Here is a 23,463-nt window from a genome sequence, read left to right on the forward strand (position 1 = left end):
ACATGACATGAACAAGGCCCTCGAAGGCGTCCGCATCCTCGACTTCAGCCATCTGCTGCAGGGGCCGTTCGCCACGCAACTGCTGGGCGACATGGGCGCCGATGTCATCAAGATCGAGCGCGCCGGCGCCGGCGACATGTTCCGTGGCATGACATTCTTCGCTAAATGGGTGGGCGGCTCGGAGAGCCCCAACTTCCTCGCCTGGAACCGCAACAAGCGCTCGATCGCGCTGAACCTGAAGAGCCGCAAGGTACATGCCATCATCATGGAGATGGCGAAGAGCGCCGACGTCGTCGTGCAGAATTTCCGTCCCGGCGTGCTGGCCAAGCTCGGCTACGGCTATGAGGACTTCAAGGCTGTCAATCCGCGCGTCATCTACTGCTCCGGGTCGGGCTATGGCGAGGAGGGACCCTATGTCGAGCGCCCCGGTCAGGACATGCTGATCCAGGGGTTGGCAGGGCTGATCGCCAACACCGGCCGCGGCGACCAGGCTCCGGTTCCCGCCGGCGCGGGCCTCGCCGACCAGATCGGCGCCATGAACATGGTCTATGGCATCCTGTCGGCGCTCTATTATCGCGAGAAGACAGGCAAGGGCCAGAAGATCGAGGTCAATCTGCTGGCCGGTCTTTTGGCGCATCTCAACCAGGAATATGTCGCCGTGCTCAATCTCGGCGAGGATTTCGTGCGGCCGAATTCCGGCATCGGCCATCCCGGCATGCAGGCGCCCTTCGGCATCTACGAGACCAGCGACGGCGGCTACATCTCGATCGCCATGAGCCCGTTCAAGACGCTGTACGAGGTGCTGCGGGCGCCACAGCTTGCCGTCTACGACGACCTCAAGACCCTGTTCGACAAGCGCGACGAGGTGTTCGAAAAGGTCAATGCCGAGACCAAAAAGTTCGCTACGCAGGATCTGTTGGCGCGGCTGCTGGCAGCCGACATCTGGTGCGCGGAGGTGAAGGACATCCGCCGCGCGGCCGAGGATCCGCAGGTCACGCATATGGGCATGATCACCAGCTACGATCATCCGCGCGGCGGCAAGGTGCGGGTGGTGGCACCGGCGGTGAAGATGAGCGAGACGCCGGCGACCATCGAGCGGCCCGCGCCGCTGGTCGGCCAGCATGGCCGCGAGATCCTGGCCGAGTTCGGTCTCTCGAAGGATGAGATCGCAGCGCTGGAAGCATCCGGCGACATGACCGTGGATGCGGCCTGACGATGCGCGCCTACCAGACACTCACGGTTGAAATATCAAGCCGCGTCGCGGTCGTCACTTTCCGCCGGGCCGACCAGCTCAACGCCATGAACCGGCTGATGCAAGGTGAGATCACCGAAGCCTTCGAGGCGCTGTCCGGCGACGAGGGCGTCGGTGCGATCGTGGTGACCGGCGAGGGGCGCGGCTTCATGGCCGGCGCCGACATCAAGGAATATGCCGCGCAGACCGGCCCGGAGTTCGACATTTTCCAGGCCGCCGGCACGCGCATGTACGCGGCGATCGAGAACAATGCAAAGCCGGTGATCGCGGCGGTCAATGGCTTTGCGCTGGGCGGCGGCATGGAAGTCGTGCTGTGCTGCGACTTCGTCATCGCCAACCAGTTCGCCAAGCTCGGCCTGCCGGAGATCAAGCTCGGGCTGATCCCCGGCGGCGGCGGCACGCAGCGCAGCGTCGCCAAGCTCGGCCGCAACCGCGCCAATTTTCTGCTGATGACCGGCGCGATCGTGCCGGCGTCCGAATTCGTCACTGCCGGCCTGGTCAACGAGATCGTCGACGTCGACAGTTTGATGCCGCGCGCGCTGGAACTGGCCGGAATGATCGCCGCCGAACCCGCCGCCGCGATCGAAGGGTTGAAGAGGCTGACGGCGCATGCCGTGGCGGGCGATCTGGCTGCCGGTCTCGCCATGGAGCGCGACATATTAGGCGACCTCTACCGCGGCGAGATCGGCCAGCGGCGCGTCAGGGAGTTCGCCGAGAGGAGCATCGCGAAGGTGAAGAAGGCCGGGCCGTGAAGGGCGGCGACGACTATCGCGGACTGGGTTGGGCGCACGGCGCGCTGACCGTGCAGCGGCTCGGCGCCATGCTGGCGCCGGTTACTTTCATTCTGCAGGACGGCAGGCAGGTCTCGCCGATGCACATCGCGCCGTGGTCGAACGAACCCGGCACGGAGGCACTGCCGGGCATCCTGCGCAAGCTGCGCGGCGAATGGCCCTGCGTGCCCTTCGGCTATTCGGTGCCCACCGAGGGATGGCCCGGGACCTGGGCGGGTGTCATGGGGCCGCCGGCTCCGGACGAGGAAGTCCACGGCCACAGTTCCAGCCATGACTGGACCTGGTGCGAGAGCGAGAACGGGTCACTGTCGCTGGCTCTCAACTACCCGCAGGCAAGCCCGGTCGCGCGCGTCGAACGGACGATAATGCCCGAACCATCGGCGCCGGCCATCGACATTGAGTTCAGGATCGTCGTCCGCCGTGCCTGCCGCCTGCCGATCGGCCTGCATCCGGTTTTCCGGCTGCCGTTCGAGACAGGCGCCGCGACGCTGGAGCTCGGCCGCTTCGATGAAGGCCGCACTTACCCGCATGACGTCGAACCCGGGGCGGAACTCTTTGCCCGCGGCAAATCCTTCACCGACCTCACCAGCGTGCCCGCGCGCGCCGGCGGCACGGCCGACGCCTCGCGATTGCCGCTCACCGCCGATACCGAGGAATTGCTGCAGATCGAAGGGCTGGACGGCACCGCGGCGCTTGCCAACCACGCGGAGGGCTATCGCATAAAACTCTCCTGGCAAAAGGCGCATTTCCCGAGCCTCCTGCTGTGGTACTCCAATCGCGGCCGCAAGGCCGCCCCTTGGAATGGGCGTCATGTCGCCATCGGCATCGAGCCGATCTGCTCGCCCTTCGGCCTCGGCCCGGCAACCGCCCTGGCCGACAATCCGATCGCGCAATCCGGCATTGCGACGGCGCTGGAATTCTCGCCCGAAAAGCCGTTCGTGACCCGCTACCGCATCGAGGCATCCGCGCTATGAGGAACAGTTCCGAGACGTCCCTGGTCAAACCGAACCGGCCGCGCTTCACCAATATCGAGGGATTGGCCGCGATGGTCGGCCATGGCGACTCGCTTGGCGTCGGCGGCCACCATTTCGCCCGGCTGCCGATCGCCTTGCTGCGCGCTGTCGCGCGTTCCGGCGTCAAGGACTTGCACTACGTCTGCTGGGCTGGCGGCTTGCCGCTTGAACTGCTGCTCGAAGCAAATGCCGTTGCGAAAATCGATCTCTGTTTTTCCAGTCTCGACATATTTGGGTTGCCGCCGAGGTTCCGCGCGGCCGCCGAGGCCGGCGCAATCCCGGTTCGCGACTGGACGGCACTCGCCATGATCCAGGCGCTGCGGGCGGCGCAGCAGAACCTGCCGTCGATGCCGTTCCAACTGCCACTGGGATCGGACATGCTGGCGCGCGTGCCGGGCGCGAGCGCCAGGCCTGACCCGGTGACCGGAACAGATACGGGATCTATCCCGCCGCTGCGGCTCGATACGTTCGTCGTCCATGCCCAGCGCGCCGACGAAAGCGGCAATGTGCAGATTATCGGGCCGCGTGCCCTGGACTTCGCCATGGCCGGCGCTGCCCGCAAGGTGCTGGTCACGGTCGAGGAAATTGTCCCGGTCGGGGCGCTGCGGCAGGACGGCCGCCAGAACATCCTCACCCGCAATCAGGTCTCGGCCATAGCGCTGGCGCCGGGCGGCGCTCATCCGGCATCCTGCCTGCCATTCTACGTCACGGACTATCCGGCATTGTCGGAGGCGTTCGCGGCCAAGGACGCAGCCCTGGCGGACAATCTGCGCATGCCCCCGGAAGGCGTGCCGGAGCCGCTCCAACAAGCTGCGAAAGTCAGCGCCGAGACTGTCCTCGCGATGCCTGGTCTCGTGCATGGCGACAGGAAAGCATCCGTCGACGAGATCATCGCCGCAAGAATCGCGGCCGAACTCGACAATGAAAGCTTCGCCAGTGCCGGCGCCGTCTCGCCGCTCGCCAATGTCGCCTACCGGCTGGCCAAGGCAACGCACGCGCCGGACATGATCATCGCGACGATGAGTTGCGGCCATCTCGACATCGCGCCGAGCCCGATGATCCTGTCGCTGATCGAAAGCCTTGATTGCGAGACGGCGGCGGCGCATGCAGGCGGCGACGATACTTATTCGACCTACTACCAGGCCGGTGCCGTGACGCATGAGATCGTCGGCGCAGCCCAGGTCGACCGGCGCGGCCGCGTCAACACCATCGCGCTGCGCAAGCCAAGCGGCGGACTGATCCGGTTGCCTGGGCAGGGCGGCATGGCCGATGTCGCCAACATGCATCGCGACTATTTGCTCTACGTTCCCCGCCATTCGGCCCAGTCGCTGGTCGAGGGGGTCGAGATCGTCAGTTCCGCACGCGGGCTGCTGACGCCGGCCGAGCGCGAGCCGATGGGCTATCGCACCGGCAAGGCGCTGGTCTTCACCGACCTCTGCATCTTCCGGCTCGACCAGATATCCCGGGAATTGATCGTCATCGAGACAATGCCTGGTACCACGCAGCCGCAGATCCGCGACGCCACCGGATTTGCGGTGACCTTCGATGCCGATTGCCGCGAGGTCCCGCTGCCTTCCAGCGATACGCTCGCCGTCCTGCGCAATCGCATCGATCCGCTCGGCTTGCGCCGCCTGGAATTCGTCAGTGCCAAGGAGCGCGGCGCGCTGATCGCGGAAATCCTCGCCGCGGACCGCGTCATGGTCGAGCGCTGTATAGCTGCACAGCAGAGGTCGTTCACCGCAAGGAGCTGATCCATGCCAAAGCCGTTGCTCGACATGTCGGCCGCGCGCGTCTTCTTCGACGGCATCTTCACCAGCCCGCGCGTCGCGCATCCTGAGGGCGTGGCGGTCCACCGGGATGGCTCGATCTGGTGCGGCACCGAGACAGGTGACCTCCTGCGGCTGGCCGCCGACGGCGGTTCGGTCGAGCGCATGGGCGGCACGGATGGCTTTCTGCTCGGCATCGCCTTCGATAGCGCGGGCAACTGCTTTGCCTGCGATCTCAGGCATGCCGCGATCTTCCGCCGGGACGCCGCGACAGGTCGCATGGAGCGCTTCGCGTCGTCCGGCATCCGCGTGCCGAACTATCCGATCGTCGATGAGGCCAGGGGCTGGCTCTACGTGTCGGACAGCGTCGGCGAAGACAGTCGTTCGGGCATCTTCCGCTACGATCTCAAGACCGGCGAGGGTGGCCTGTGGTGCCGAGAGGCGATGTCCTTCGCCAACGGCATGGCCATGGCGCCTGATGGCAACGGCCTCTATGTCGTGGAGAGCGACGCGCCCTGCATCAGCCATGTGCCGATCCTCGCCGACGGCACGGCAGGGCCGCGAAAAGTCGTCGTCGAAGGCGTGCACAATGTTCCCGATGGGCTCGCCTTCGCGTCTGACGGCGCGCTGTTCATCTCGTGCTACGAGCCAAGCCGCATCTATCGCTGGCGGCCGGACCGAGGCCTCGAAGTGCTGATCGAGGACCCGGCGGCCACCACACTGGCGCATCCCACCAACATCGCCTTCAAGGGCAACAAACTCTACACGGCGAATCTCGGCCGCTGGCACATCACCGAGATCGATCTGACGGCGCTTCGAGAGCTGGAAAGCTGAACCATCATCCAATTTCGCCACGGCATGGACTGGCGGCCGCGGCTCAGTTCTCGAAGCCTGGCCGCGGCGACGAGAAGCGGCCTCGACGGGTGGTCAACAATTTCATCGAGCTGGCATGCAAATTTTCGAGACCGGTCGTGTAGTGCTCGTTGACGCACGTCGTGCTTGGCTTGCGACTTTCGCGCCACCATGACCAGCCATCGGCGTCGGGCCACGCTTATGAACAAGGATAATCCTTTGACGATCTTCCCTTTCACCGAGGCCAGTCCGGTCCAGTTTCAGGCGCCGCTGCCGAAGACGTCGGATGTGGTCATTGTCGGCGGTGGCATCATCGGCGTGACCGCGGCCTTGTTCCTGGCCCGGCGCAACATACCGGTGACTTTGCTGGAGAAGGGGCGCATCGCCGCGGAGCAGTCCTCGCGCAATTGGGGCTGGATCCGCCAGCAGGGCCGCGACGCGGACGAACTGCCCATCGTCATCGAAGCGCAGCGTCTCTGGCGCCAACTGGCCGAGGAGTGCGGCGAGGACATGGGCCTCATGCAGACCGGCGTGACCTATCTTGCGCGCACCGACAAGGAAATGGCTGATTTCGCCAAGTTCCTGAAGGTCGCAGAGGCCCATGGCGTCGACACGCGTCTCCTCGACCAGGGCGAGACCGCCAAGCTGATCCCAGCCATGTCTCGCTCCTTCAAGGGTGCCATGACCACGCCGTCGGACATGCGCGCCGAGCCCTGGGTCGCCGTGCCGGCCCTTGCCCGCCTGGCCGCTCGCCAGGGTGTCACCATCATCGAGAACTGTGCGGCACGCATGCTCGATATCTCCGCGGGGCGTATCAGCGGGGTCTGGACCGAAAAAGGCCGCATCGCCACGTCGAACGTGCTTGTCGCCAGCGGTGCCTGGACGTCGCTGTTCCTGCGCGCGCATGGCGTCTCGATCCCGCAGCTCAGTGTCCGCACGACCGTCGCGGCGACCGCGCCGATGCCGGAAATCCATGCTGGCGCCGCCGCGGACGAACGTATCGCCTTCCGGCGTAGAAAGGACGGTGGATACACGCTGGCGGCGGGAGGCAGCCACCTGCTCTATGTCGGGCCGGATGCATTGCGTCACGCACCGAAATATCTGCCCGCCCTGAAGGCGAACCCTTTCGGTACGCGCTACCTGCCGGCGGCGCCTCGTGCATATCCCGACAGCTGGTCTACCCCGCGCAAATGGGATGCCGACAAGCAAAGCCCGTTCGAACGGATGCGCGTTCTCAATCCTGTGCCGGAGCCCAGGGCGCTTCACGCCATCGATCGTGGGTTCAAGGAGCTCTTCCCACAATTCGAGGCGGTGCCGCTCAGGGCAAGCTGGGCCGGCATGATCGATGCGATGCCGGATGTCGTGCCGGTGGTCGATCGCGCCGCAGCGGTTCCGGGTCTCGTCATCGCGACCGGGATGAGTGGCCATGGCTTCGGCATAGGGCCCGGCATGGGCCGCGTCCTGTCCGACTTGATCCAGGGCAACGAGACTGGACACAACCTTCGCAGGTTCCGTCTGTCCCGGTTCAGCGACGGCAGCCGTATCCTGATGGGGCCATCGCTCTAGACGAGATGGCCCTGACGTTTCGAGTGGCGTAGATAGCCGCGATCTTTCTATTAGTTTGATTTCGACTGGCCCGGATTGAACTTGCGTCGGGCGTTTTCAAGATGCTCCCGCATCGCCTGGCCCGCGGCTTCCGGATCGTGCCGCTCGATGGCTTCGAAGACTGCCTTGTGCCCGGCGAAGCTGATGCGGTTTTCGAGCTCGGTATTGGCCATGTGGATGCGCTGGTTGATCAGCCATTCCACCAGCGCTTCGTGCGCGGCCAGAAAAATCGGATTGCCGGGGATCGCGGTCAGCACGCGGTGAAAGGCGACGTCGGTGAGAGCGAAAGCGCGGGCGCGTGAAATGGCGCGTTCGTTTTCGGCAAGTGCCGCCGCCAGCGCGTCGATCTGTGGACGTGTCGCCACCTCCGCGGCATGGCGCGCGATCGAGACTTCGAGAAACAGGCGCAACTGCTCAAAATGACCGATGCCGTCCGGCTGGTCCATCAAAAGATGCGCGGTGCCCGTCAGCTGCTCCAGCATGTTCTTCGGCGTCGGTCGCGTCACCTTGGGCCGCTCGCCGCTGTTGATGCGCACGAGGCCCATCTTTTCCAGCGCAAACAACGCCTCGCGCACCGAGGGGCGCCCGACATCGAACATCGACATCAACTCGCGCTCGGACGGCAGCGAAGCGCCGACCGGATAGATCTCGTCCCGGATCATCGCCTCTAGGCGGAGACGGACTTCGTCGGACAATTTTTTTCGAACCGGCATATTGTGCATGGTGTACCTTTTAAGCTATTAGACCAATAACCGCAAGCGAGCACAGGGCAAGGAGTTGTGGATCGCTGGGGCTTGGCGCGACCGAAGGGTAGGAGGAGGTCGCTGCTTGCAATGAGCGACCGGACGCCCAACCGCGACCAAACGACCGCGAGAAAGGGCGCTCAGACGTCAGCCACGACCGGCCGAGACAATCCAAGGGAGGAGAATTCCATGAGACGATTTCTGATCAGCCTTTTGCCGGCGCTGGCGCTCATGCTTGCTGCGGGTGCCGTGAAGGCCGAAGGAGGCGGCACGTTCCGCTCCGCCATGCGTACCGGCTGCATCGAGATGGGCACGCTGCACACCACCTGCGGCCATCGGCTCGACGAGACCGTGCTGCAGGGCCTCGTCCACATCAAATGGACGGGCGACGGCGTGCAGCCGATGCTGGCCGAGAGCTGGAAGACGGCGGACGGCGGCAAGACCTATGTCTTCAACCTGCGCCATGGTGTTAAATGGCATGACGGCACGCCTTTCACCGCCAAGGACGTGGTGTTCAGCCTCAATCTCTACGCCAATCCGAAGGTCGGTTCGCCCTGGGCGCAGAAGCTTTCCGCCGTGGCCGGATACAAGGCCTTCCAGGATGGCTCGGCCACCTCGCTTGCCGGGGTGAAGGCGTTGGACGACGCGACCGTGCAGATCGAACTCGACAGCGCCAAGCCGCTCTGGGTCGAGCTGCAGCTCATCGCCATCAGCATCTTTCCCGAGCACATCCTGGGCAAGGTCGCGCCCGCCGACGTCAAGGGCAATGCGTTCTGGGTCAATCGGGTCGGCACCGGCCCGTTTATCTGGAAGAAGTATGAGAGCGACCAGTATGTCGAGGTCGACCGCAATCCCGACTATTTCCTCGGCGCGCCCAAGCTCGACCGCATCATCTACCAGATCTACAAGGACGTGCCGCCGATTATCGCCGCGCTCGAGACGCAGGAGGTCGACGCCATGTCCTATGAGGGCGGCGGCGTGCCGATCTCCGAACTGCCCCGCCTGCAGAAGCTCGACTATCTGACGGTGCTGCCGAAATTCTCCGCCGGCTTGCCGACCTATCTGCAGTTCAATCTGGAGAACAAGCGCTTCGCTGATGTGCGCGTGCGCCAGGCGATGCTCTATGCCATCGACCGCAAGGCGATCATCGACACCGTCAAGCAGGGCGCCGGCGAACTGTTGAACACGCTGTTCCCGCAGGATTGGGCGCGCGCCAAGGACCTCGAACCCTACGACTACAATCCCGACAAGGCCAAGCAGTTGCTTACCGACGCGGGCTGGGATGCGAGCCAGCCGGTCGATTTCATCTACTACTATTCCGACCAGATGAACGTCGACACCGTCACCGCCATCCAGAGTTATCTGGCCGCCGTCGGCGTCAACATCCAGCCGCGCCTGCTCGATCCGGCGGCGATCAACCAGGTCTATGCCGACGGCAGCTTCCAGATGGGCTTCTTCGCGCAAGGCATGGGGCTCGACCCCTCGCTCGGCTCGCCCCTGGTGGTCTGCGGCGCCAAGCCGCTCGCCATGGGCTACTGCAACCCCAAGGTCGATGAGCTGTTCAACAAGGGTCTGGAGTCAAACGACCGCGCCACACGCGCCGCGAGCTATCAGGAGGCCTCGCGCATCCTCAACCAGGACCTGCCCAAGGCCTGGCTTTGGAACGAGGTGCGGCCGCTCGCCTTCAACAACCGCATCGTCGGCCTCGCCCAGCACTTCAAGCAACAGCCGCTCGTGATCTTCAACCACCCCGTCTACAACGAAGTCGAGAAATGGGAGGTGGCGAAATAGCCGCGGATAGCCTTGCCGGTCGTGGGGCTCTGACCGAGCCTCCCGATCCGTTGTCTCAGAACCGCCTTCAGCCATAGGAGAGGCCGGTGCTCAGCTATCTCCTGCGCAAACTCTTGCTCAGCATCCCGGTGCTGTTCGGCGTCACCGTGATCGTCTTCGCCATCGCGCATGCCATGCCGGGTGACGCGGTGCTGGCGATGATCACGGCGGAGGCGCCGTCGAGCGAGGAACTGATTGCCATGCGGCGCGGCGAACTCGGCCTCGACCAGCCGGTCTACATCCAGTACCTCCACTGGATCGGCCAGATCCTGCACGGCAATCTCGGCCGCTCCTTCGTCAATGGCCGCAGTGTCGGCGACATCATCGTCGAGCGGTTGCCGATGACGCTGGAACTGATGGGCGTCGCACTGCTCGTCGCTTTCGTCATCGGCACCACGCTGGGCGTGATCTCGGCGCTCAGGCAATACAAGCTCACCGACTATTCGCTGACGCTTGCCGGCTTTGTCGGCGTCTCGATCCCGGACTTCTTCATGGGACTGCTGCTCGTCTACGTCTTTGCCCTGGAGCTGCGCTGGCTGCCGTCGTCGGGCATTTCCACGGCTGGTGAAAACTTCTCGCTCCTCGACAATCTCAGGCACCTCGTCCTGCCCGCGGCCGCACTTGCGTTGTTCCGTGCCGCGATCTTCATGCGCTATGCCCGCGCCGGCATGCTCGAAGTGCTGAACCAGAGCTATATGCGCACCGCCAAGGCCAAGGGCCTCAAGCCCCGCACCATCACGTTGCGCCACGGCCTGCGCAACGCGCTGATCCCGCTGGTTACCGTCTTCGGCCTGGCGCTGCCGACGCTGTTCGGCGGCTCGGTGGTGATCGAGACCATTTTCCAGTGGCCAGGCATCGGCCTGATGTTCATCGATTCCGTGGTGAACAGGGATAGTCCCGTGATCATGGGCTACGTGCTGATCACCGCCATCATCGTCATGCTGGCCAATCTCGGCACCGACCTCGCCTACAGCGTGCTCGACCCCAGGGTGAGCTATGACTGACGCCGCCCTCGACATGACGATCGCCGCCGGCGCATCGCGCGGCCTGTGGGGCGAGGCGGCGCGCCGCTTCCTCAACCACCGCCTGGCAACGCTCGGCCTGATCATGCTCGCCATTATCGTGCTCGCCTGCGTGCTGGCGCCGCTGATCGCCCATTACGGCCCCAACGAAATCGATCTCAGAGGTCGCAACCAGCCGCCTGGCGGCATGCACTGGCTGGGCACGGACGGCACCGGCCGCGACATCTTCGCCCGCATCCTCTATGGCGGCCGCATATCGCTGACGGTCGGCTTCGTCGCCGTGGCGATCTCGGCGGCGATCGGCATCTTCATCGGCTGCGTCGCCGGCTATTTCGGCGGCAAGGTGGACCTCCTGCTGATGGGCCTGATCGACATGGTGCTGACCTTCCCGCGCCTGGTCATCATCATTGCCTTCGTCGCGGTCGTCGGGCCCAGCATCTTCAACACCATGGTGGTGATCGGACTGCTCAGCTGGCCTTCCATCGCCCGCCTGACGCGTGGTGAGATCCTGGCCTTGCGCAACCAGGAATTCATCCTGGCCGCGCGCTCGCTCGGCACCTCGCCCCCGGTCATCATCCTAGAACACATCCTGCCCAATATGCTCAGCCCAATCCTGGTGGCGATCACGCTCGACGTGGCGACCGTCATACTGCTCGAAGCTTCGCTCTCCTTCCTCGGCCTTGGCGCGCAGGCGCCGGCCGCCAGTTGGGGCAACATGCTGCGCGACGCCCGCACGCTGTCGATCCTGGAGAGCCAGCCCTGGATGTGGATCCCGCCCGGCGCGATGATCGCCATGGCCGTACTCAGCATCAACTTCGTCGGCGACGGCCTGCGCGATGCGCTCGACCCGCAGCACATCATGGGTGGCAAATGATCGGCGCCGACACGCTTGCCGTCGGCAGGGCCGCGAAGGGGATCGGGCAGCAGGCGGTGCTTTCGGTGCAGGGGCTGAGCGTCGAATTTGGCCCGAGCGGCAATTCCGTCTATGCCGTCAACGACGTCTCCTTCGACCTTGCCGAGGGCGAGTCGCTGGCGATCGTCGGCGAGAGCGGCTCCGGTAAATCGGTCACCGTGCAGACGCTGATGGGCCTGATCCGCAAGCCGCCCGGCCGCGTCACCGCGGGCCGGGCGCTGTTTCGTGGCCGCGATCTCCTGGCCATGCCCGATAGAGAGCTGCGCCAGATACGCGGCCGCGACATCGCCATGATCTTCCAGGATCCGATGTCGTCGCTGAATCCGGTGCTGACCATCGGCCTGCAACTGACCGAGGCGCTGCGCGAGCACCAGGGCCTGAACGACGCCGAGGCCGAACGCCAGGCTCTCGACATGCTGGCGCTGGTCGGCATCGCCAACGCGCCGCAGCGCATGCGCGCCTTTCCGCACCAGTTCTCGGGCGGCCAGTTGCAGCGCATCGGCATCGCCATGGCGCTGGTGTGCAAACCGTCGATCCTGATCGCCGACGAGCCGACGACCGCGCTCGACGTCACCATCCAGGCGCAGATCGTCGAGTTGGTCGTGCGCCTGCAGAAGCAGCTCGGCATGGCAATCATCTGGATCAGCCACGACCTCAGCCTCGTCGCCGGCTTCGTCGATCGCGTCGCGGTGATGTATGCCGGCTCGATCGTCGAAAGCGCGCCGGTCGGCGATTTGTTTTCGGCAACCAAGCATCCCTATACGATCGGCCTGTTGAACTCGATCCCGTCGCTGACGGCGGCCAACACCAGGCTGGTGCCGATCAAGGGCGCGCCGCCCAATGTCACGCTGGCGCCGACCTTCTGCGCCTTCGCGCCGCGCTGCGACCATGCCGAGGCGCGCTGCCGCCAGGCAAGGCCGCCGCTGGAAGCTGCCGGTGCCGATCAGACCGTCGCCTGCTGGCGCTGGCGGGAGGTGGAACGGGGGCCGCGCACGGGCGCCGGCGCCGCTGACAAGCCGGCCGTGACGGCACCGAAGCAGGAAGCGCTGCTCACCGTCACCGATCTCAAGGTGCATTTTCCGATCCGGCGCGGCGTGCTCAGGCGGCAGGTCGGCGCGGTGCATGCCGTCGACGGCGTCAGCTTCGAGGTGATGCGCGGCGAGACGCTCGCGCTGGTCGGCGAAAGCGGCTGCGGCAAATCGACGACCGGCCGCGCCGTGCTGGGCCTTGAGCGCCCCAGCGCCGGCAGCATTGTCTTCGAGGGCAGGAATTATGCGGGCGCGACAGGCGAGGAGCTGAAGCAGCGCCGCCGCGACATGCAGATGGTTTTCCAGAACCCGTTCGGTTCGCTCAACCCGCGCATGACCGTCGGCCGCATTATCGGCGAAGGGTTGCGTGCGCAGAAGATCGGCACCCGCGCCTCGCGCGATGCCCGTGTCAGCGAATTGCTGGCGCTGGTGGGTCTCCGGGAAGCGCTGCGCAACCGCTATCCGTTCGAACTCTCCGGCGGCCAGCGCCAGCGCGTCGGCATTGCCCGCGCGCTTGCCGCCAATCCGAAATTCATCATCGCCGACGAGCCGATCTCGGCGCTCGACGTTTCGATCCAGGCGCAGATCGTCAATTTGCTCGACGACCTCAAGCCGCGCCTCGGCCTGACCTATCTGTTCGTCGGGCACGATCTGTCGATGATCCGCTATCTCAGCGACCGCGTCGCGGTGATGTATCTCGGCCGCATCGTCGAGATCGGCACCACGAAAGCGGTGTTCGGCGCACCACTGCATCCCTATACGCGCGCGCTGTTGTCGGCGATCCCGGAGCCCGATCCCAAGGCGGGGGGCACACGCCGCCGCATCGTGCTCGGCGGTGGCGTGCCCGATCCGTCGAAGCCGCCGCCCGGCTGCCATTTCCATCCGCGCTGCCCCCTGGCGACCGAGATCTGCACCAAGGTCGATCCGGCACGGCGCGATTTCGGCTCCGCCGGCACCGGCCAGCATCTCGTCGCCTGCCACCACGCTGGCGAAGCCACATCATGACAAATCTGGAAAACCGAGGATCCCAATGACCAAGCAATTGGCGGGTATGTATGCCGCCCTGATGACCGGACTGAGCGATGCCGGCGAGTTCGATCCGCAACGGCAGCGCAACATCAACGACTATGTGCTGCGCCAGGGTCTGGCAGGCCTCTATGTCGGTGGCAGCAGCGGCGAATCCGGCCTGCTGACGGTGGACGAATTGTTGGCGCAGCAAGAGGTGGTCTTCGCCGGCGCGGTCTCAAGTGGCGTCAAGCTGATCGCCCATGTCGGCATGCCGAACCTGCGTGATTCCATCCGTCTGGCGCGGCAGGCGCGCAAGCTCGGCTATCACGCGCTGTCGGCGTTGCCGCCGCATTCCTACCCGTTCTCCGACGAAGAAGTCTTCGGCTACTACCAGGCGCTGGCGGCGGCGACCGACCTGCCGCTTATCGTCTACGAAATCCCCTTGCGCACCGGCCGGCCGCTGCCGCTTCCCCTGCTGGTCCGGCTGCTCGATCTCAGCAATGTCGTCGGCATCAAGTTCACCTCCACCGACCTGTTCAAATATTCCCTGCTGCGCAAGCGGCAGCCGCAGAAGCTGTTCTACTACGGCTTCGATGAGATCTATGCCGCCGCCGGCATGCTCGGCACCGAGGGTGGTATCGGAACTACCTACAATCTGCTCGGCAGGCTCTACGTGGCGATTGATCAGGCCGTTCGCGGCGGCGATCTGCGCCAGGCGAAGGCGCTGCAGATGGTGTCGCAGGATTTCGTCGAGGCAGTGCTGGAAACCGGTGTGCTGCCGGGCATGAAGGCGGCGTTCCGCGTCATCGGCGTCGATTGCGGTCCGACCCGTGCCCCGATGACACTGGCTGTCGCCGACGCCGAGGACCGCATGCGTGCCGTTCTCGCTCGCCCGGCGATCAAGGAGTGGCTGGCGTGAGCCGCGGCTCCCGTTACTGATAAAGCGGTGCCACGCTGAGTGCCGATCTGCGCGATGGTCGCGCGTCATGTCCGCGCAGGTCGAGATTCTTCACGAAGTTGTCTCCGTCTCGCGGGCGGGCAGCGCCGCCGCCAGCCGGTCCGCCCATTCCTCGATGCCGGACCGTGTCGACAGCAGGTCCTGCCTTATCTCGATGAGGACAGCAGGGATGCCGCGATCATCGCCATGGATGGGCACGGCGTAGTCGGCGTCGCGGCTGATCACATAGGGCACGTTGGCCGCGACGTTGAGCGACGCGTCGGCGCGCAGGCCCGAAAGGATCGCTGCGGCGAGATCGGCGGCATGGTCATGCAGCACGCCCGCATGCCATGGTCTTGCGACGCCAAGGAAGACCGGCGTGAAGGAATGGATCGTCACGATTCGCGTCGGCCTGCCCTCGGCCGCCCGTCGGTCGAGATGTGCGGTCACCCGGTCATGGAACGGCGAAAACATGATCTTGGCGCGTCGGTCCCGTTCCGCCGCCTCGATACCGGCATTGCCGGGAATGTCGGTGTCCTCCGACAGCAGGGGGATGCTGCCCGGGCTGTCCAGCGGCCGGTTGAGGTCGATCAGCAGCCGGGAATAGCCGCTGAGGAAGGCCGGCGCATCGAGCCGCGCCGACAACAGGCGCGTCACCTCCGAGGCGCCGATGTCCCAGGCGATGTGGCGCCGCAGGTGGCTGGCATCGAGCCCCAGCTGCCGATATTCGGCCGGCATGTGGTTGGACGCATGCTCGCACAGCAGCACGATGTCGCAGCGGCCGTGCTCGTTGAGAACCTCGACGGCGTCGGGCCAGTCCCCTTGAGCGGGCGTGTTCCTTTCACTCCGTGCGGTCATCAATAGAGCGTCCGGTAGAGATCGCAGATGGCGGCCGGATCGAGGCCGGCCAGGCGCTCGGCTTCATGCTGCTTCAGCCCGACGAAGGTCTCGATGAAGATCGGGGCGAACCATCCCGTGACGGTCTTGTCGGCCAGAAGCGCGTCCAGCGCCGCCGGCAAGGTTTCGGGCAGCCGCACCAGGCCAAGCTTTGCCCGTTCCGCCTCGCTCATCAGCGTCGGGTCGCCGGTGACCAGCGGCGGCGAGGGAAGATCCGCCTTCAGCCCTTCCAGCCCGGCGCGGATGATCGCGGCCAGCGACAAATAAGGATTGCCGGTGGCGTCGGCCGCCCGGTACTCGACATTGTACTGCCGTGCCGGATCGCGTCCGCCGATCGTCACCGTCGGGCAAATGCGCAGCGACGCCTCGCGGTCACGGTCGGCGAGCCAGGTGTAGGACGAACTCCAGCTGTGCGGCTTGAGGCGATAGAAGGATGATACGCTCGACGCCGTCATGGCGGTCATCCCAGGCAGATGGCGCAGCACGCCGGCACAGAAGGCGCCGGCCTTGGCGGAGAGGCCGCCGGGCCGCGCCGCATCGTAAGTCGCCGGCTTGCCGTCTTCGTCGACGAAGCTGAAATGAATGTGCACGCCGTTGCCGACGGCATTGGGGGCGATCTTGGGCGCGAAGCTCGCGCGCCAGCCGGCATTGCGCGCCACTTCGCGCGTGATTTCGCGGATGGCGACGGCGCGATCGGCTGCCGTCAGCGCATCGGCCGGCTCGTGCGTCACTTCGAATTGTTCATTGCCGAATTCGGCGATGACGACTTCGGGGCCGACGCCTGCCTCCTCCAGCGCCGCCATCAGATTGGGGGCGAACGGGTCGGTGCGGCGCAGCGCCGCAAAGGACATCGAATGCGCCGGCGCGAAGCTGCCATCGGCAATGTGGAATTCGTGCTCGAAGGCGGCGATGACGGAAAGGCCGGTCGCAGCCTTCAATTCCGCCAGCGCGTCCCGGAGCATGGTCCGCGTGCAGCCGAGCCACGGGCTGCCGTCGAGCTCGACGATGTCGCCGGCCACCATGTCGAACGGGGTCGCCGATCCCGTCCGTTCGGTGCGGAAGCGTGCCTTGAGATCGGGGATCAGCCGAAGGTCCCCCGACGAGCCCCAGGGGTTGGGATCGACGATCGAATTGAACGGCGTCATCGACAGATTGGCCTGCAGCCAGCCGACACCGGTCGCGGCGGTTTTTTGCAACTTGCCTTCAGTAACGAAGCGGCCCCGCGTAATGGCGGAGAGGTCTGTCGTGACGACGGCAACGAGGGGCTCGACGGTCGATGTCATGCCGTTTTTCCCAGGGCGTTGAAGCGGTCGACGACGGTGTCGGTGTCCGTGACCCAGCAATAGCCGCCGAAGGCCTTCAGCGCGATGTCGTGACGTTGCTGGGTGATGGTGGCGCAGGCATCCGACACGCAGGTGACGAGATAGCCACGGTCGGCTCCGTCGCGCACCGTCATGTCGACGCACTGGTCGGTCAGCACGCCGACCACGACGAGGTAGCGGATGCCAAGGTTTTTCAGGAGGTAGTCGACATTGGTCGAGTTGAAGATGCCGGACGAGGTCTTCGGGAGCATGATCTCGTCGCCGACCGGCGCCAGCGATGCAACCGGCAGGCCTTCGGGCAGCCTGGGCGCGACATGGATCGGCGTCAGCTTGTGGTCGAGCGAACGGTCGCGGCCATCTTCGGTCAGGCTCTGTATGATGGTGTGCAGTACCTCGACGCCATTGGCCCGCGCCGCCGCCAGCAGGCGCTCCTGGTTGGGGATCGTCTGCAAGGCTGTCTGCCGGTAGAAATAATGGTCTGGGCCGCGCTCCGGATGCGAGGGGTCTGCGCCCGGCTCCAGCCAGATGCGCTGCATGTCGACGAGCAGCAGCGCCGTCTCGCCGGCACGGAAGGCTTCGTCTCGCTTGGGTAGGGCCAGCTTGGATAAGGTTTGGGTCATGCCTTGTCGTCCTGCTTTGCTGCTTTGGGTCCAGGTGTCTTGCGTGGTCCAGCTGTTTTTCGGGGGCCAACCGTCTGGCCTTCCGCATCGCTGTCGAGCGTCACCGCATTGGCGTGCCGCACTTTCTCGATTCTCTCGATACGGGCCCGGGCGTCATCGCCCAGCGTCGAAACGATCTGGGCGGTCAACGCCTCCATCTGTGCGATCGCCGGCGCCAGCGTGTCATAGGGTGAGGCGACTTCGAGTGGGCTGACGATCGTGACTTCGGCGAGGTCTGATATCGGCGACAGCCATTGGTCGGTGAACAGAAGAATGCGCACATCGAGCGCGGCCGCCTGGCTTGCATAGGCCATCACGTCGAGCTGATAGCGGCGATAGTCGAAGACGACGAGCACGTCGCGGCGGCCGAGATCGGCCAGCGTGTCGAATGTCTGGGGGGAGAGCACGCCGAGATCGCGGACTCCGCTGCGGAACTGCGCGAGATATCCGGCCAGCATGCCGGCGATGTGGCGGCTGAACCGGCCGCCGACCAGAACGATCTCGCCCTTGGCCTCCATCAAAAGGCGGGCGGCCCGCTCGTAGGTCTGGACCGGTGTCGCGGCGGTGGCTTTCTGCAGGGCCGCGGTGACGGAATCGAGATAGGCGAGCACCGCGCTGTCGCTGGAACCGCTTTGCCGCTTGGTCTCCATCATCAACAGAGGCGAATGCAGCCTGGCCTCGACCTCGGCGAGCAGCTTTGCCTGAAAATCCGGAAACCCCTCATAGCCGAGCTTGACCACCAGCCGGACCACGGTGGGATCGCTGACGCCGGCGCGCCGCGCGAGCGACGAGGCGGTGCCAAGGCCGGAGGTCGGATAGTCCGTCAACAGCAGCCGGACGATCTTTTCCTCCGACGGCGTCAGCGCTAGATCCCCGCGCATCAGAACATCGCGTATCGCCATTGGCCTCCCCGAAATCCACGGTCTCTTGTTTTGTAAAAACTATTACAGATACTTTAAATAGTGTCAAGAATGAAGGGATGTTGACATCGGGCGATCGCCGGCCTTCGGCATCTTCGTCGAATATCCCCAGCAGACCCCCATCGAAGGCGAGATCCAGCAGCATGTGCCCGATAACCTGTGGCAGGTCATATCAGGCGACCAAGGGCCGGCGCGATGCCGCCCAGATCACGCTGTTCGATTCCGTAGGCTTCGCCATAGAGGACTTTTCGGCGCTGGGTTATGTCAGGGATCAGCTGAAGTCGACCAGCCTCTACCAGGAACTCGACATGCTGGCCGACCCCGACGAGCCGCGCGAACTCTTCGGCATGCTGCTCAGGGCTGACCCTTCAGGCAAGGCATCGGCTGACCCATGCTGGTCGCAGGCAGCGCCTCGATCTATCGGACATCATGGCGAAAATCCGTCCATCCGGGCAGCACGCAAGATGCGATTGCCGAGCGGCGGCCGATATTCAGCTTGGCGAAGATCCGCCTGATGTGTTCGCGCACCGTGTAGCCGCTGATGCCGAGCTGGCGTGCGATTTCCTTGTCGAGCTTGCCTTCGGCGATCAGCAGCGCGATCTGCAGCTCGCGCCGCGTCAGTATATCGGCGGCCGTGAGCGGTGTGTCGGCGGTTGCCGGAACATAGACTGCGTCATAGATCAGATAGTGAGTGCCGGCGCATACGATGCGGCCCACGGGGCGCTGATCGCCATGGCCGCTCGGGCCGCCAGGCTCCTCATCTTCGAGATGCCGGATGGCGACCAGCGAATGGCCGTTCACCACAAAACTCGATGTGTCCGTATCGGTGTTCCGCTCATTCCGTGACGCGGAGAGTTCTTCGGCGAACTCCGAAAGCCTCTGCAAGTTCTCGGCATGCCCAATCATGACCGAACGCCTTAGTTGGCAGGAAACTCATTACAATCACAAGCCCTGGCGCCTTAGCAAACGGCCACGCCACCGGACCACGGCGCAACCCGTATGAATGCTGCATTGATGGCCCGAACTATAACACTTCCCGGAATATTAGCATTCCCAAAATCATTTGGGGCCATCAATTTTCAGGTCAGGGTGCGAATCCGGAGTTGATAGAGCGCAACAGGTCCGGCGTTATCCTGACACCGCGGTTGAACAGCCCGGCCGGCGCCAGCGGCACACCCGGCCGGCAGCCCCAGGCGCCGCCCGAATGCGGGCGCGGACCGGCGGTGTGAACGGCGATGATGACCGGCGGGCCGGCTTGCTGGCGCTGGATCCAGACGGGCGCACCGCTGTGCCCCGGGCAGGTGTCGACGCTGTAGAAAAGCTGCCGCTCGGTGATCCGGTCGAGACGCTCGGCATGCTCCCACTGCGTGCCCTCCGGCTTGTCGGCCGGATAGCCTGAAATGTGCAGCAGACGCGAGGCCCGGAGCCTGTCGAGATCCTGCCGGCTCGGCGACCACAGCCGGAAAAAACCCGGCGCCGGCGAGAACGGCCGCTCGAGTTCGATCAGCCCGACATCGTGCAGCGCGGATGGCCGACGGCGGTAGGGCGGATTGACGTGCCAGCGTTTCGCCCATTGCCAGCCGAAGGGGCGCGCGTCGCGGGACGCACGGCCCGGCGTGACCCGGATGCGCACGGCAAGGTTGGGCAGGCCAAGCCGCTGCCGGATCGGGCTGGTGATGCAGTGTGCGGCGGTCAGCAGGCGCGTCGGCGAGATCAGGAAAGCGGTGCAGCCGGTCAGCCTGCCGTCGCCGAAGTCGCGCTCGATATGGCAGACCGCGCTGTGCGGAAAGCGGTTGGTGTGCGCGACTCTGGCGCGGCCGTCGGTCGGCCCGACCACCGCATAATCCGCTTCGTCGGCCAGACGGTCGAGTTCGAAGGGCGCTGGCGAGAACAGCGTCATGTGTCTTGCTCGGCTTGTGGTGGCTCGGCTTGCGGCGGCGCGACATCCGGCGGAGCGACATCGTAGATCCCGCCTCCGCTTTCCACCTCCCGTGGGACGTCGGTCGCGGCCATGTCCGCGTCCGCTGCCGGGCCGAGCATGTCGCGCAGGCGGTCCACTAGAAGATGGGCCTCTTCGCCCCGGCCCTCAAGGTAGGCCGTCGCGCGATCCATGAACTCCTCGTCGGAACCAAATTGTGGTTCCGCCGGGCGCGGCGGGACCGAGCGCAGCGCCTTGACCTCCTGGAGAACGATGGCATCGAGGTCGGCCCATACCGACCTTGCATGAGGTGCGACTTGCCCGTGCATGGAGATCTCCCTTGGTTCAGTTGGTGTACATCAACCCCGCTTCATCGAATGTGGTGCTGTTGGGGTCATAGAGCAGTGGCCGCTCCCGGTCCTGCAGCCAGCCCTCATAGTTCCGGGCCCGCCTTGGATGCATCGCCTGGCGGGTCAGGCGAGCCGCCTGGACCAGGACCTGGCCCGGTTGCAGGTTGCGGATCGCGGTGTTGACCCGGGGGTCGGCGCGGCTCGGCTGCCGGTAATGTTCGACAATCCTCTGCGCGATCGAATTGGTCCCCTTGGTCATGCCGATGCTGAGCGGACGGTCGCGGTCTATGCCGGCGCGGGTGATGCGATAGACCTGCGGCCCCGGCGCCAGGAACGGCCGCAGCAATGGATCGACGGCCTGGCCCCTGCCGGCGGCGGTGCGCGCCGCATCGATGGCGGCCAGCGACACCGGCGGCGTCCAGCCGCGCCAGCCCGGCAGTTGCGAACCCCGAGCCCGTGCCGAGGTCTGGCCGCGCGCCGGCCGCGGAGCACGTCCCCGCCGCACGGTGGCTTCGTCGAAGGAGGTGTCGCCGCCGCAACCGCAGCCGCAGCCACCGCTTGGAAAATGCCGGCGCCTGACCTCCACGGCGCGAAAGCCCTGTTGCCGGCGGCATTGTGCGCAGCCGCATGGCCGGCGGTGGCCGACTGTTTGCGCTGCCTCGTCAACCAGCGCGTCGAGTTGTTCGTCGAGATATGACATGCCGGCTCCCTTTCCTGCGTCCTGTTCAATGCCTGCCCGTTGCCGGGCTACCCCGGACCGGCCGCCACTTTTGCGTCCGCCGCCGTAGCCCGCCGGCGCAGCCGCGCCACGGTTCTTTCCCGCTGTTCGACCGTCGGCAGCGGAAAGGATGGCCGCGCCGGCTGTGGCGGCCTGATATCGAGATAGCTGGCGATGTTGGCGCTCGGATCGAGCTCAAGCTGCAATAGCGAAGCCGGTGCCGAAAGCAGCGAGACGACACCCGGGCCATGACCCGCCACGGTGCTGTCCGAGTGCACAATCACACCCACCGATACATGTCCGCCCAGCCGCGAGCGGCCATAGCGGTTGTCTGCGTCCATGATGCCGACAATGTCGCCGAAACGCAGCGAGCCGAGCTTGTAGCGACGCACCATGCCCGGATCGGACATCTGGATGTCGTAGTCGCCGCGCAGCACATTGTTGCGGCCCAGCCCCGAACCCATGACGCGGGCGGGAATGCGATGCGTGACCTTGACGTGGATCCTGCCGTTGCGCTCCACCGGCCGCCAGCGCGCGAGCAGCCGTGGCGAGCAGTTCCAGATCGCAACGTCGGGATAGTCGGTCAGGCGCAGGCCAAGTCCATAGGCCCAGACCTGGATGCGGTCGCCGATCGCCATCTGCCGCATCGCCGGCAGCGGAAAGTCGATCAGCACCGTGTCGACGCCGCCATGCTTGCCGGTCACCACGCCGCGCGCGCCGGCGGCGCGCCCCGTCGTGACGATGGCGTGATTGCCGACGCAGGAATAGCTCTGCAGCGCCTGGTTGGCGGCATCAGGGCTGCCGCCGGCCGCGCGCGCCTCGTTGCGGATCGACACCGCCGGTTCGACATGATCGCCGGCGAGCCCGACGCAAGGGTCGCCGACGCGATGGTTGAGCACGATGCCGCCGGTGCCCGGCAGCGAGCGCGGCCTGCCGTCGTAGCCGATGCGCCACGGCGTTCCCTTCTCTGTCGGCGAAGCCACTTGCCCGGCGACGCTGATCATCACCAGGTCGCGCGCATTGGTGCGCAGGCCGTGGACCGGGTGGAGGCGGGCCGGTTTCATGCCGCCGCCTCCACTGGTGCCAGCTCGTACCAGAGCGCGCAAGCATTGCGCCAGGGATCGTCCGGCGTCTCGTCATGGTCGGCTGGATCCTCCAGCGCCAAGTCGGTTTCGCTCCAGCCGTCCGGCAGCGCCAGGATGACCGGCGCGACGACCTGCACGATGGCGGCGCTGCGGCCGCTCGCGGCGATCGGGGCGGCGGCGGGCCAGAAGGCCGGACCAGACCAACCCGGGATCGCGCCCGGATGACGTGTGGCCGGAAACGCGAGCCGCTCCAGATAGTCGCATAGCGGCGGCCGGGCACCGGCGCTGCCGGCGATGGTCAGGATGTAGGTGCTCTCGGGCTGCAGCGCGGCCGACAGGGCAATGACGTCGCGCGCGCATTCGTCGAGCGGTGCTGCGGTGCCGGCGAGGTCGCCAAGCCGCGCTTCAAGCGCGGCACAACAGCCTTCGAAGCGCGGCAGCAGGGCAGTGCCTTCGCGCTCGGGCAGCGCGCTCTCATATTGCGCATCGCCGACCCAGTGTACGCGTGACGACAGCCGGCCGTTCTGCCAGGCGCGGCGCCACGGCTCGAGCTCAAGCACCAATTCCCTGAGCGTCGCGTCCCGCGCATCGGGATGCAGCCAGCCGCCGCCCATCTGGTCCGGCCGGTGGCGGTAGTACTCGTCATTGTCGAGCAAGGTGTAGAAGCCGCGCGGCAGCCACACCCGAGCCGACTGCGACAGCGTCACCGTGACGAGCAGCCCCATCGGCGACAGCGCCAGCGGCGCATCGATGACGATGTTCGGGGGCTTGGGCGAAAAGCGCCCGGGAAGAGCCAGATGGTGGTCCATCGCGGACACCCTTCAGAAATAGAGA

At 65.6% G+C, this 23,463-nt stretch carries 22 protein-coding genes and 1 pseudogene; 12 read left to right on the forward strand and 11 right to left on the reverse strand.

The window, feature by feature from the left end; translation table 11 throughout:
• The first annotated feature begins 7 nt into the window (after positions 1–7).
• From EN845_RS05535 to EN845_RS05560, 6 genes are all read left to right on the forward strand, one after another.
• On the forward strand, positions 8–1,213 hold the full coding sequence (locus EN845_RS05535; protein WP_127870901.1) for a CaiB/BaiF CoA-transferase family protein: 1,206 nt from the start codon (positions 8–10) through the stop codon (positions 1,211–1,213).
• 2 nt (positions 1,214–1,215) lie between these two features.
• The gene (locus EN845_RS05540) at positions 1,216–2,004 is read left to right on the forward strand and encodes an enoyl-CoA hydratase/isomerase family protein (RefSeq protein WP_127870902.1); all 789 of its coding nucleotides are present in this window, start codon (positions 1,216–1,218) and stop codon (positions 2,002–2,004) included.
• A complete protein-coding gene (locus EN845_RS05545) occupies positions 2,001–3,017 on the forward strand; it encodes a hypothetical protein (RefSeq protein WP_127870903.1) in 1,017 nt (338 codons plus the stop codon). Before EN845_RS05540 ends, EN845_RS05545 begins: the two co-directional genes overlap by 4 nt.
• Positions 3,014–4,807, forward strand: a complete 1,794-nt coding sequence (locus tag EN845_RS05550; RefSeq protein ID WP_127870904.1) for a CoA-transferase — start codon at positions 3,014–3,016, stop codon at positions 4,805–4,807. Before EN845_RS05545 ends, EN845_RS05550 begins: the two co-directional genes overlap by 4 nt.
• Before the next feature lie 3 nt (positions 4,808–4,810).
• Positions 4,811–5,656: an SMP-30/gluconolactonase/LRE family protein gene (locus tag EN845_RS05555; protein WP_127870905.1), complete on the forward strand. Its 846-nt coding sequence runs from the start codon at positions 4,811–4,813 to the stop codon at positions 5,654–5,656.
• Positions 5,657–5,893: 237 nt separating this feature from the next.
• Positions 5,894–7,240 (forward strand): FAD-binding oxidoreductase, encoded by a 1,347-nt coding sequence (locus EN845_RS05560; protein WP_127870906.1) that lies wholly within the window; start codon positions 5,894–5,896, stop codon positions 7,238–7,240.
• A 50-nt stretch (positions 7,241–7,290) separates the two neighbouring features.
• Here EN845_RS05560 and nanR read toward each other — a convergent pair whose 3' ends face one another.
• Positions 7,291–8,001, reverse strand: coding sequence for a transcriptional regulator NanR (gene nanR / locus EN845_RS05565; RefSeq protein ID WP_127870907.1), 711 nt, complete (start codon positions 7,999–8,001; stop codon positions 7,291–7,293).
• Between the two features lie 210 nt (positions 8,002–8,211).
• Between nanR and EN845_RS05570 the strand changes: the two genes are divergently transcribed.
• The 5 genes from EN845_RS05570 (at position 8,212) to EN845_RS05590 (ending at position 14,742) form a co-directional block, all read left to right on the forward strand.
• Positions 8,212–9,813: an ABC transporter substrate-binding protein gene (locus EN845_RS05570; protein ID WP_167531256.1), complete on the forward strand. Its 1,602-nt coding sequence runs from the start codon at positions 8,212–8,214 to the stop codon at positions 9,811–9,813.
• A gap of 86 nt (positions 9,814–9,899) precedes the next feature.
• On the forward strand, positions 9,900–10,856 hold the full coding sequence (locus EN845_RS05575; RefSeq protein ID WP_127275910.1) for an ABC transporter permease: 957 nt from the start codon (positions 9,900–9,902) through the stop codon (positions 10,854–10,856).
• Positions 10,849–11,748: an oligopeptide ABC transporter permease gene (opp4C, locus tag EN845_RS05580; protein WP_127870909.1), complete on the forward strand. Its 900-nt coding sequence runs from the start codon at positions 10,849–10,851 to the stop codon at positions 11,746–11,748. The genes EN845_RS05575 and opp4C overlap by 8 nt, the downstream gene beginning before the upstream one ends.
• Entirely contained in the window at positions 11,745–13,820 is a 2,076-nt protein-coding gene (locus EN845_RS35320) for an ABC transporter ATP-binding protein (protein ID WP_127870910.1), read from the forward strand. Before opp4C ends, EN845_RS35320 begins: the two co-directional genes overlap by 4 nt.
• A 25-nt stretch (positions 13,821–13,845) precedes the next feature.
• A complete protein-coding gene (locus tag EN845_RS05590; RefSeq protein ID WP_167531257.1) occupies positions 13,846–14,742 on the forward strand; it encodes a dihydrodipicolinate synthase family protein in 897 nt (298 codons plus the stop codon).
• Positions 14,743–14,832: 90 nt separating this feature from the next.
• Here EN845_RS05590 and EN845_RS05595 read toward each other — a convergent pair whose 3' ends face one another.
• Genes EN845_RS05595 through EN845_RS05610 form a run of 4 tightly spaced genes read right to left on the reverse strand, consistent with a single transcriptional unit; the run spans position 14,833 to position 18,540 of the window.
• Positions 14,833–15,618 (reverse strand): N-formylglutamate amidohydrolase, encoded by a 786-nt coding sequence (locus tag EN845_RS05595; protein WP_127870911.1) that lies wholly within the window; start codon positions 15,616–15,618, stop codon positions 14,833–14,835.
• Complete coding sequence (locus EN845_RS05600) at positions 15,618–16,940, reverse strand: glutamine synthetase (RefSeq protein WP_127275914.1); 1,323 nt, start codon at positions 16,938–16,940, stop codon at positions 15,618–15,620. Before EN845_RS05600 ends, EN845_RS05595 begins: the two co-directional genes overlap by 1 nt.
• Positions 16,937–17,599, reverse strand: a complete 663-nt coding sequence (locus EN845_RS05605) for an isochorismatase family cysteine hydrolase (RefSeq protein WP_127275915.1) — start codon at positions 17,597–17,599, stop codon at positions 16,937–16,939. The genes EN845_RS05600 and EN845_RS05605 overlap by 4 nt, the downstream gene beginning before the upstream one ends.
• A complete protein-coding gene (locus tag EN845_RS05610) occupies positions 17,596–18,540 on the reverse strand; it encodes a MurR/RpiR family transcriptional regulator (RefSeq protein ID WP_127275916.1) in 945 nt (314 codons plus the stop codon). The genes EN845_RS05605 and EN845_RS05610 overlap by 4 nt, the downstream gene beginning before the upstream one ends.
• 73 nt (positions 18,541–18,613) lie before the next feature.
• On the opposite strand from EN845_RS05610, the pseudogene EN845_RS35990 reads away from it, so the two are divergent.
• Positions 18,614–18,920 (forward strand): annotated as a pseudogene (locus EN845_RS35990) (hypothetical protein); the annotation flags it as partial.
• 55 nt (positions 18,921–18,975) lie between these two features.
• Here EN845_RS35990 and EN845_RS05620 read toward each other — a convergent pair.
• The 6 genes from EN845_RS05620 to EN845_RS05645 all read right to left on the reverse strand — a co-directional run bounded on the left by EN845_RS05620 (position 18,976) and on the right by EN845_RS05645 (position 23,438).
• A complete protein-coding gene (locus EN845_RS05620) occupies positions 18,976–19,464 on the reverse strand; it encodes a helix-turn-helix transcriptional regulator (protein WP_127275917.1) in 489 nt (162 codons plus the stop codon).
• A 178-nt stretch (positions 19,465–19,642) separates the two neighbouring features.
• A complete protein-coding gene (locus tag EN845_RS05625; RefSeq protein ID WP_127870912.1) occupies positions 19,643–20,458 on the reverse strand; it encodes a serine protease in 816 nt (271 codons plus the stop codon).
• Positions 20,455–20,805, reverse strand: coding sequence for a hypothetical protein (locus tag EN845_RS35995; RefSeq protein WP_245511642.1), 351 nt, complete (start codon positions 20,803–20,805; stop codon positions 20,455–20,457). The genes EN845_RS05625 and EN845_RS35995 overlap by 4 nt, the downstream gene beginning before the upstream one ends.
• 16 nt (positions 20,806–20,821) lie before the next feature.
• On the reverse strand, positions 20,822–21,526 hold the full coding sequence (locus EN845_RS05635; protein WP_127870913.1) for a hypothetical protein: 705 nt from the start codon (positions 21,524–21,526) through the stop codon (positions 20,822–20,824).
• Positions 21,527–21,573: 47 nt separating this feature from the next.
• Positions 21,574–22,608, reverse strand: coding sequence for a DUF4438 domain-containing protein (locus EN845_RS05640; RefSeq protein WP_127870914.1), 1,035 nt, complete (start codon positions 22,606–22,608; stop codon positions 21,574–21,576).
• Positions 22,605–23,438, reverse strand: coding sequence for a hypothetical protein (locus EN845_RS05645; RefSeq protein ID WP_135906792.1), 834 nt, complete (start codon positions 23,436–23,438; stop codon positions 22,605–22,607). Before EN845_RS05645 ends, EN845_RS05640 begins: the two co-directional genes overlap by 4 nt.
• Positions 23,439–23,463: the final 25 nt, after the last annotated feature.

The sequence above is a fragment of the Mesorhizobium sp. M8A.F.Ca.ET.202.01.1.1 genome (assembly GCF_004791595.1).
Lineage (GTDB): Bacteria > Pseudomonadota > Alphaproteobacteria > Rhizobiales > Rhizobiaceae > Mesorhizobium.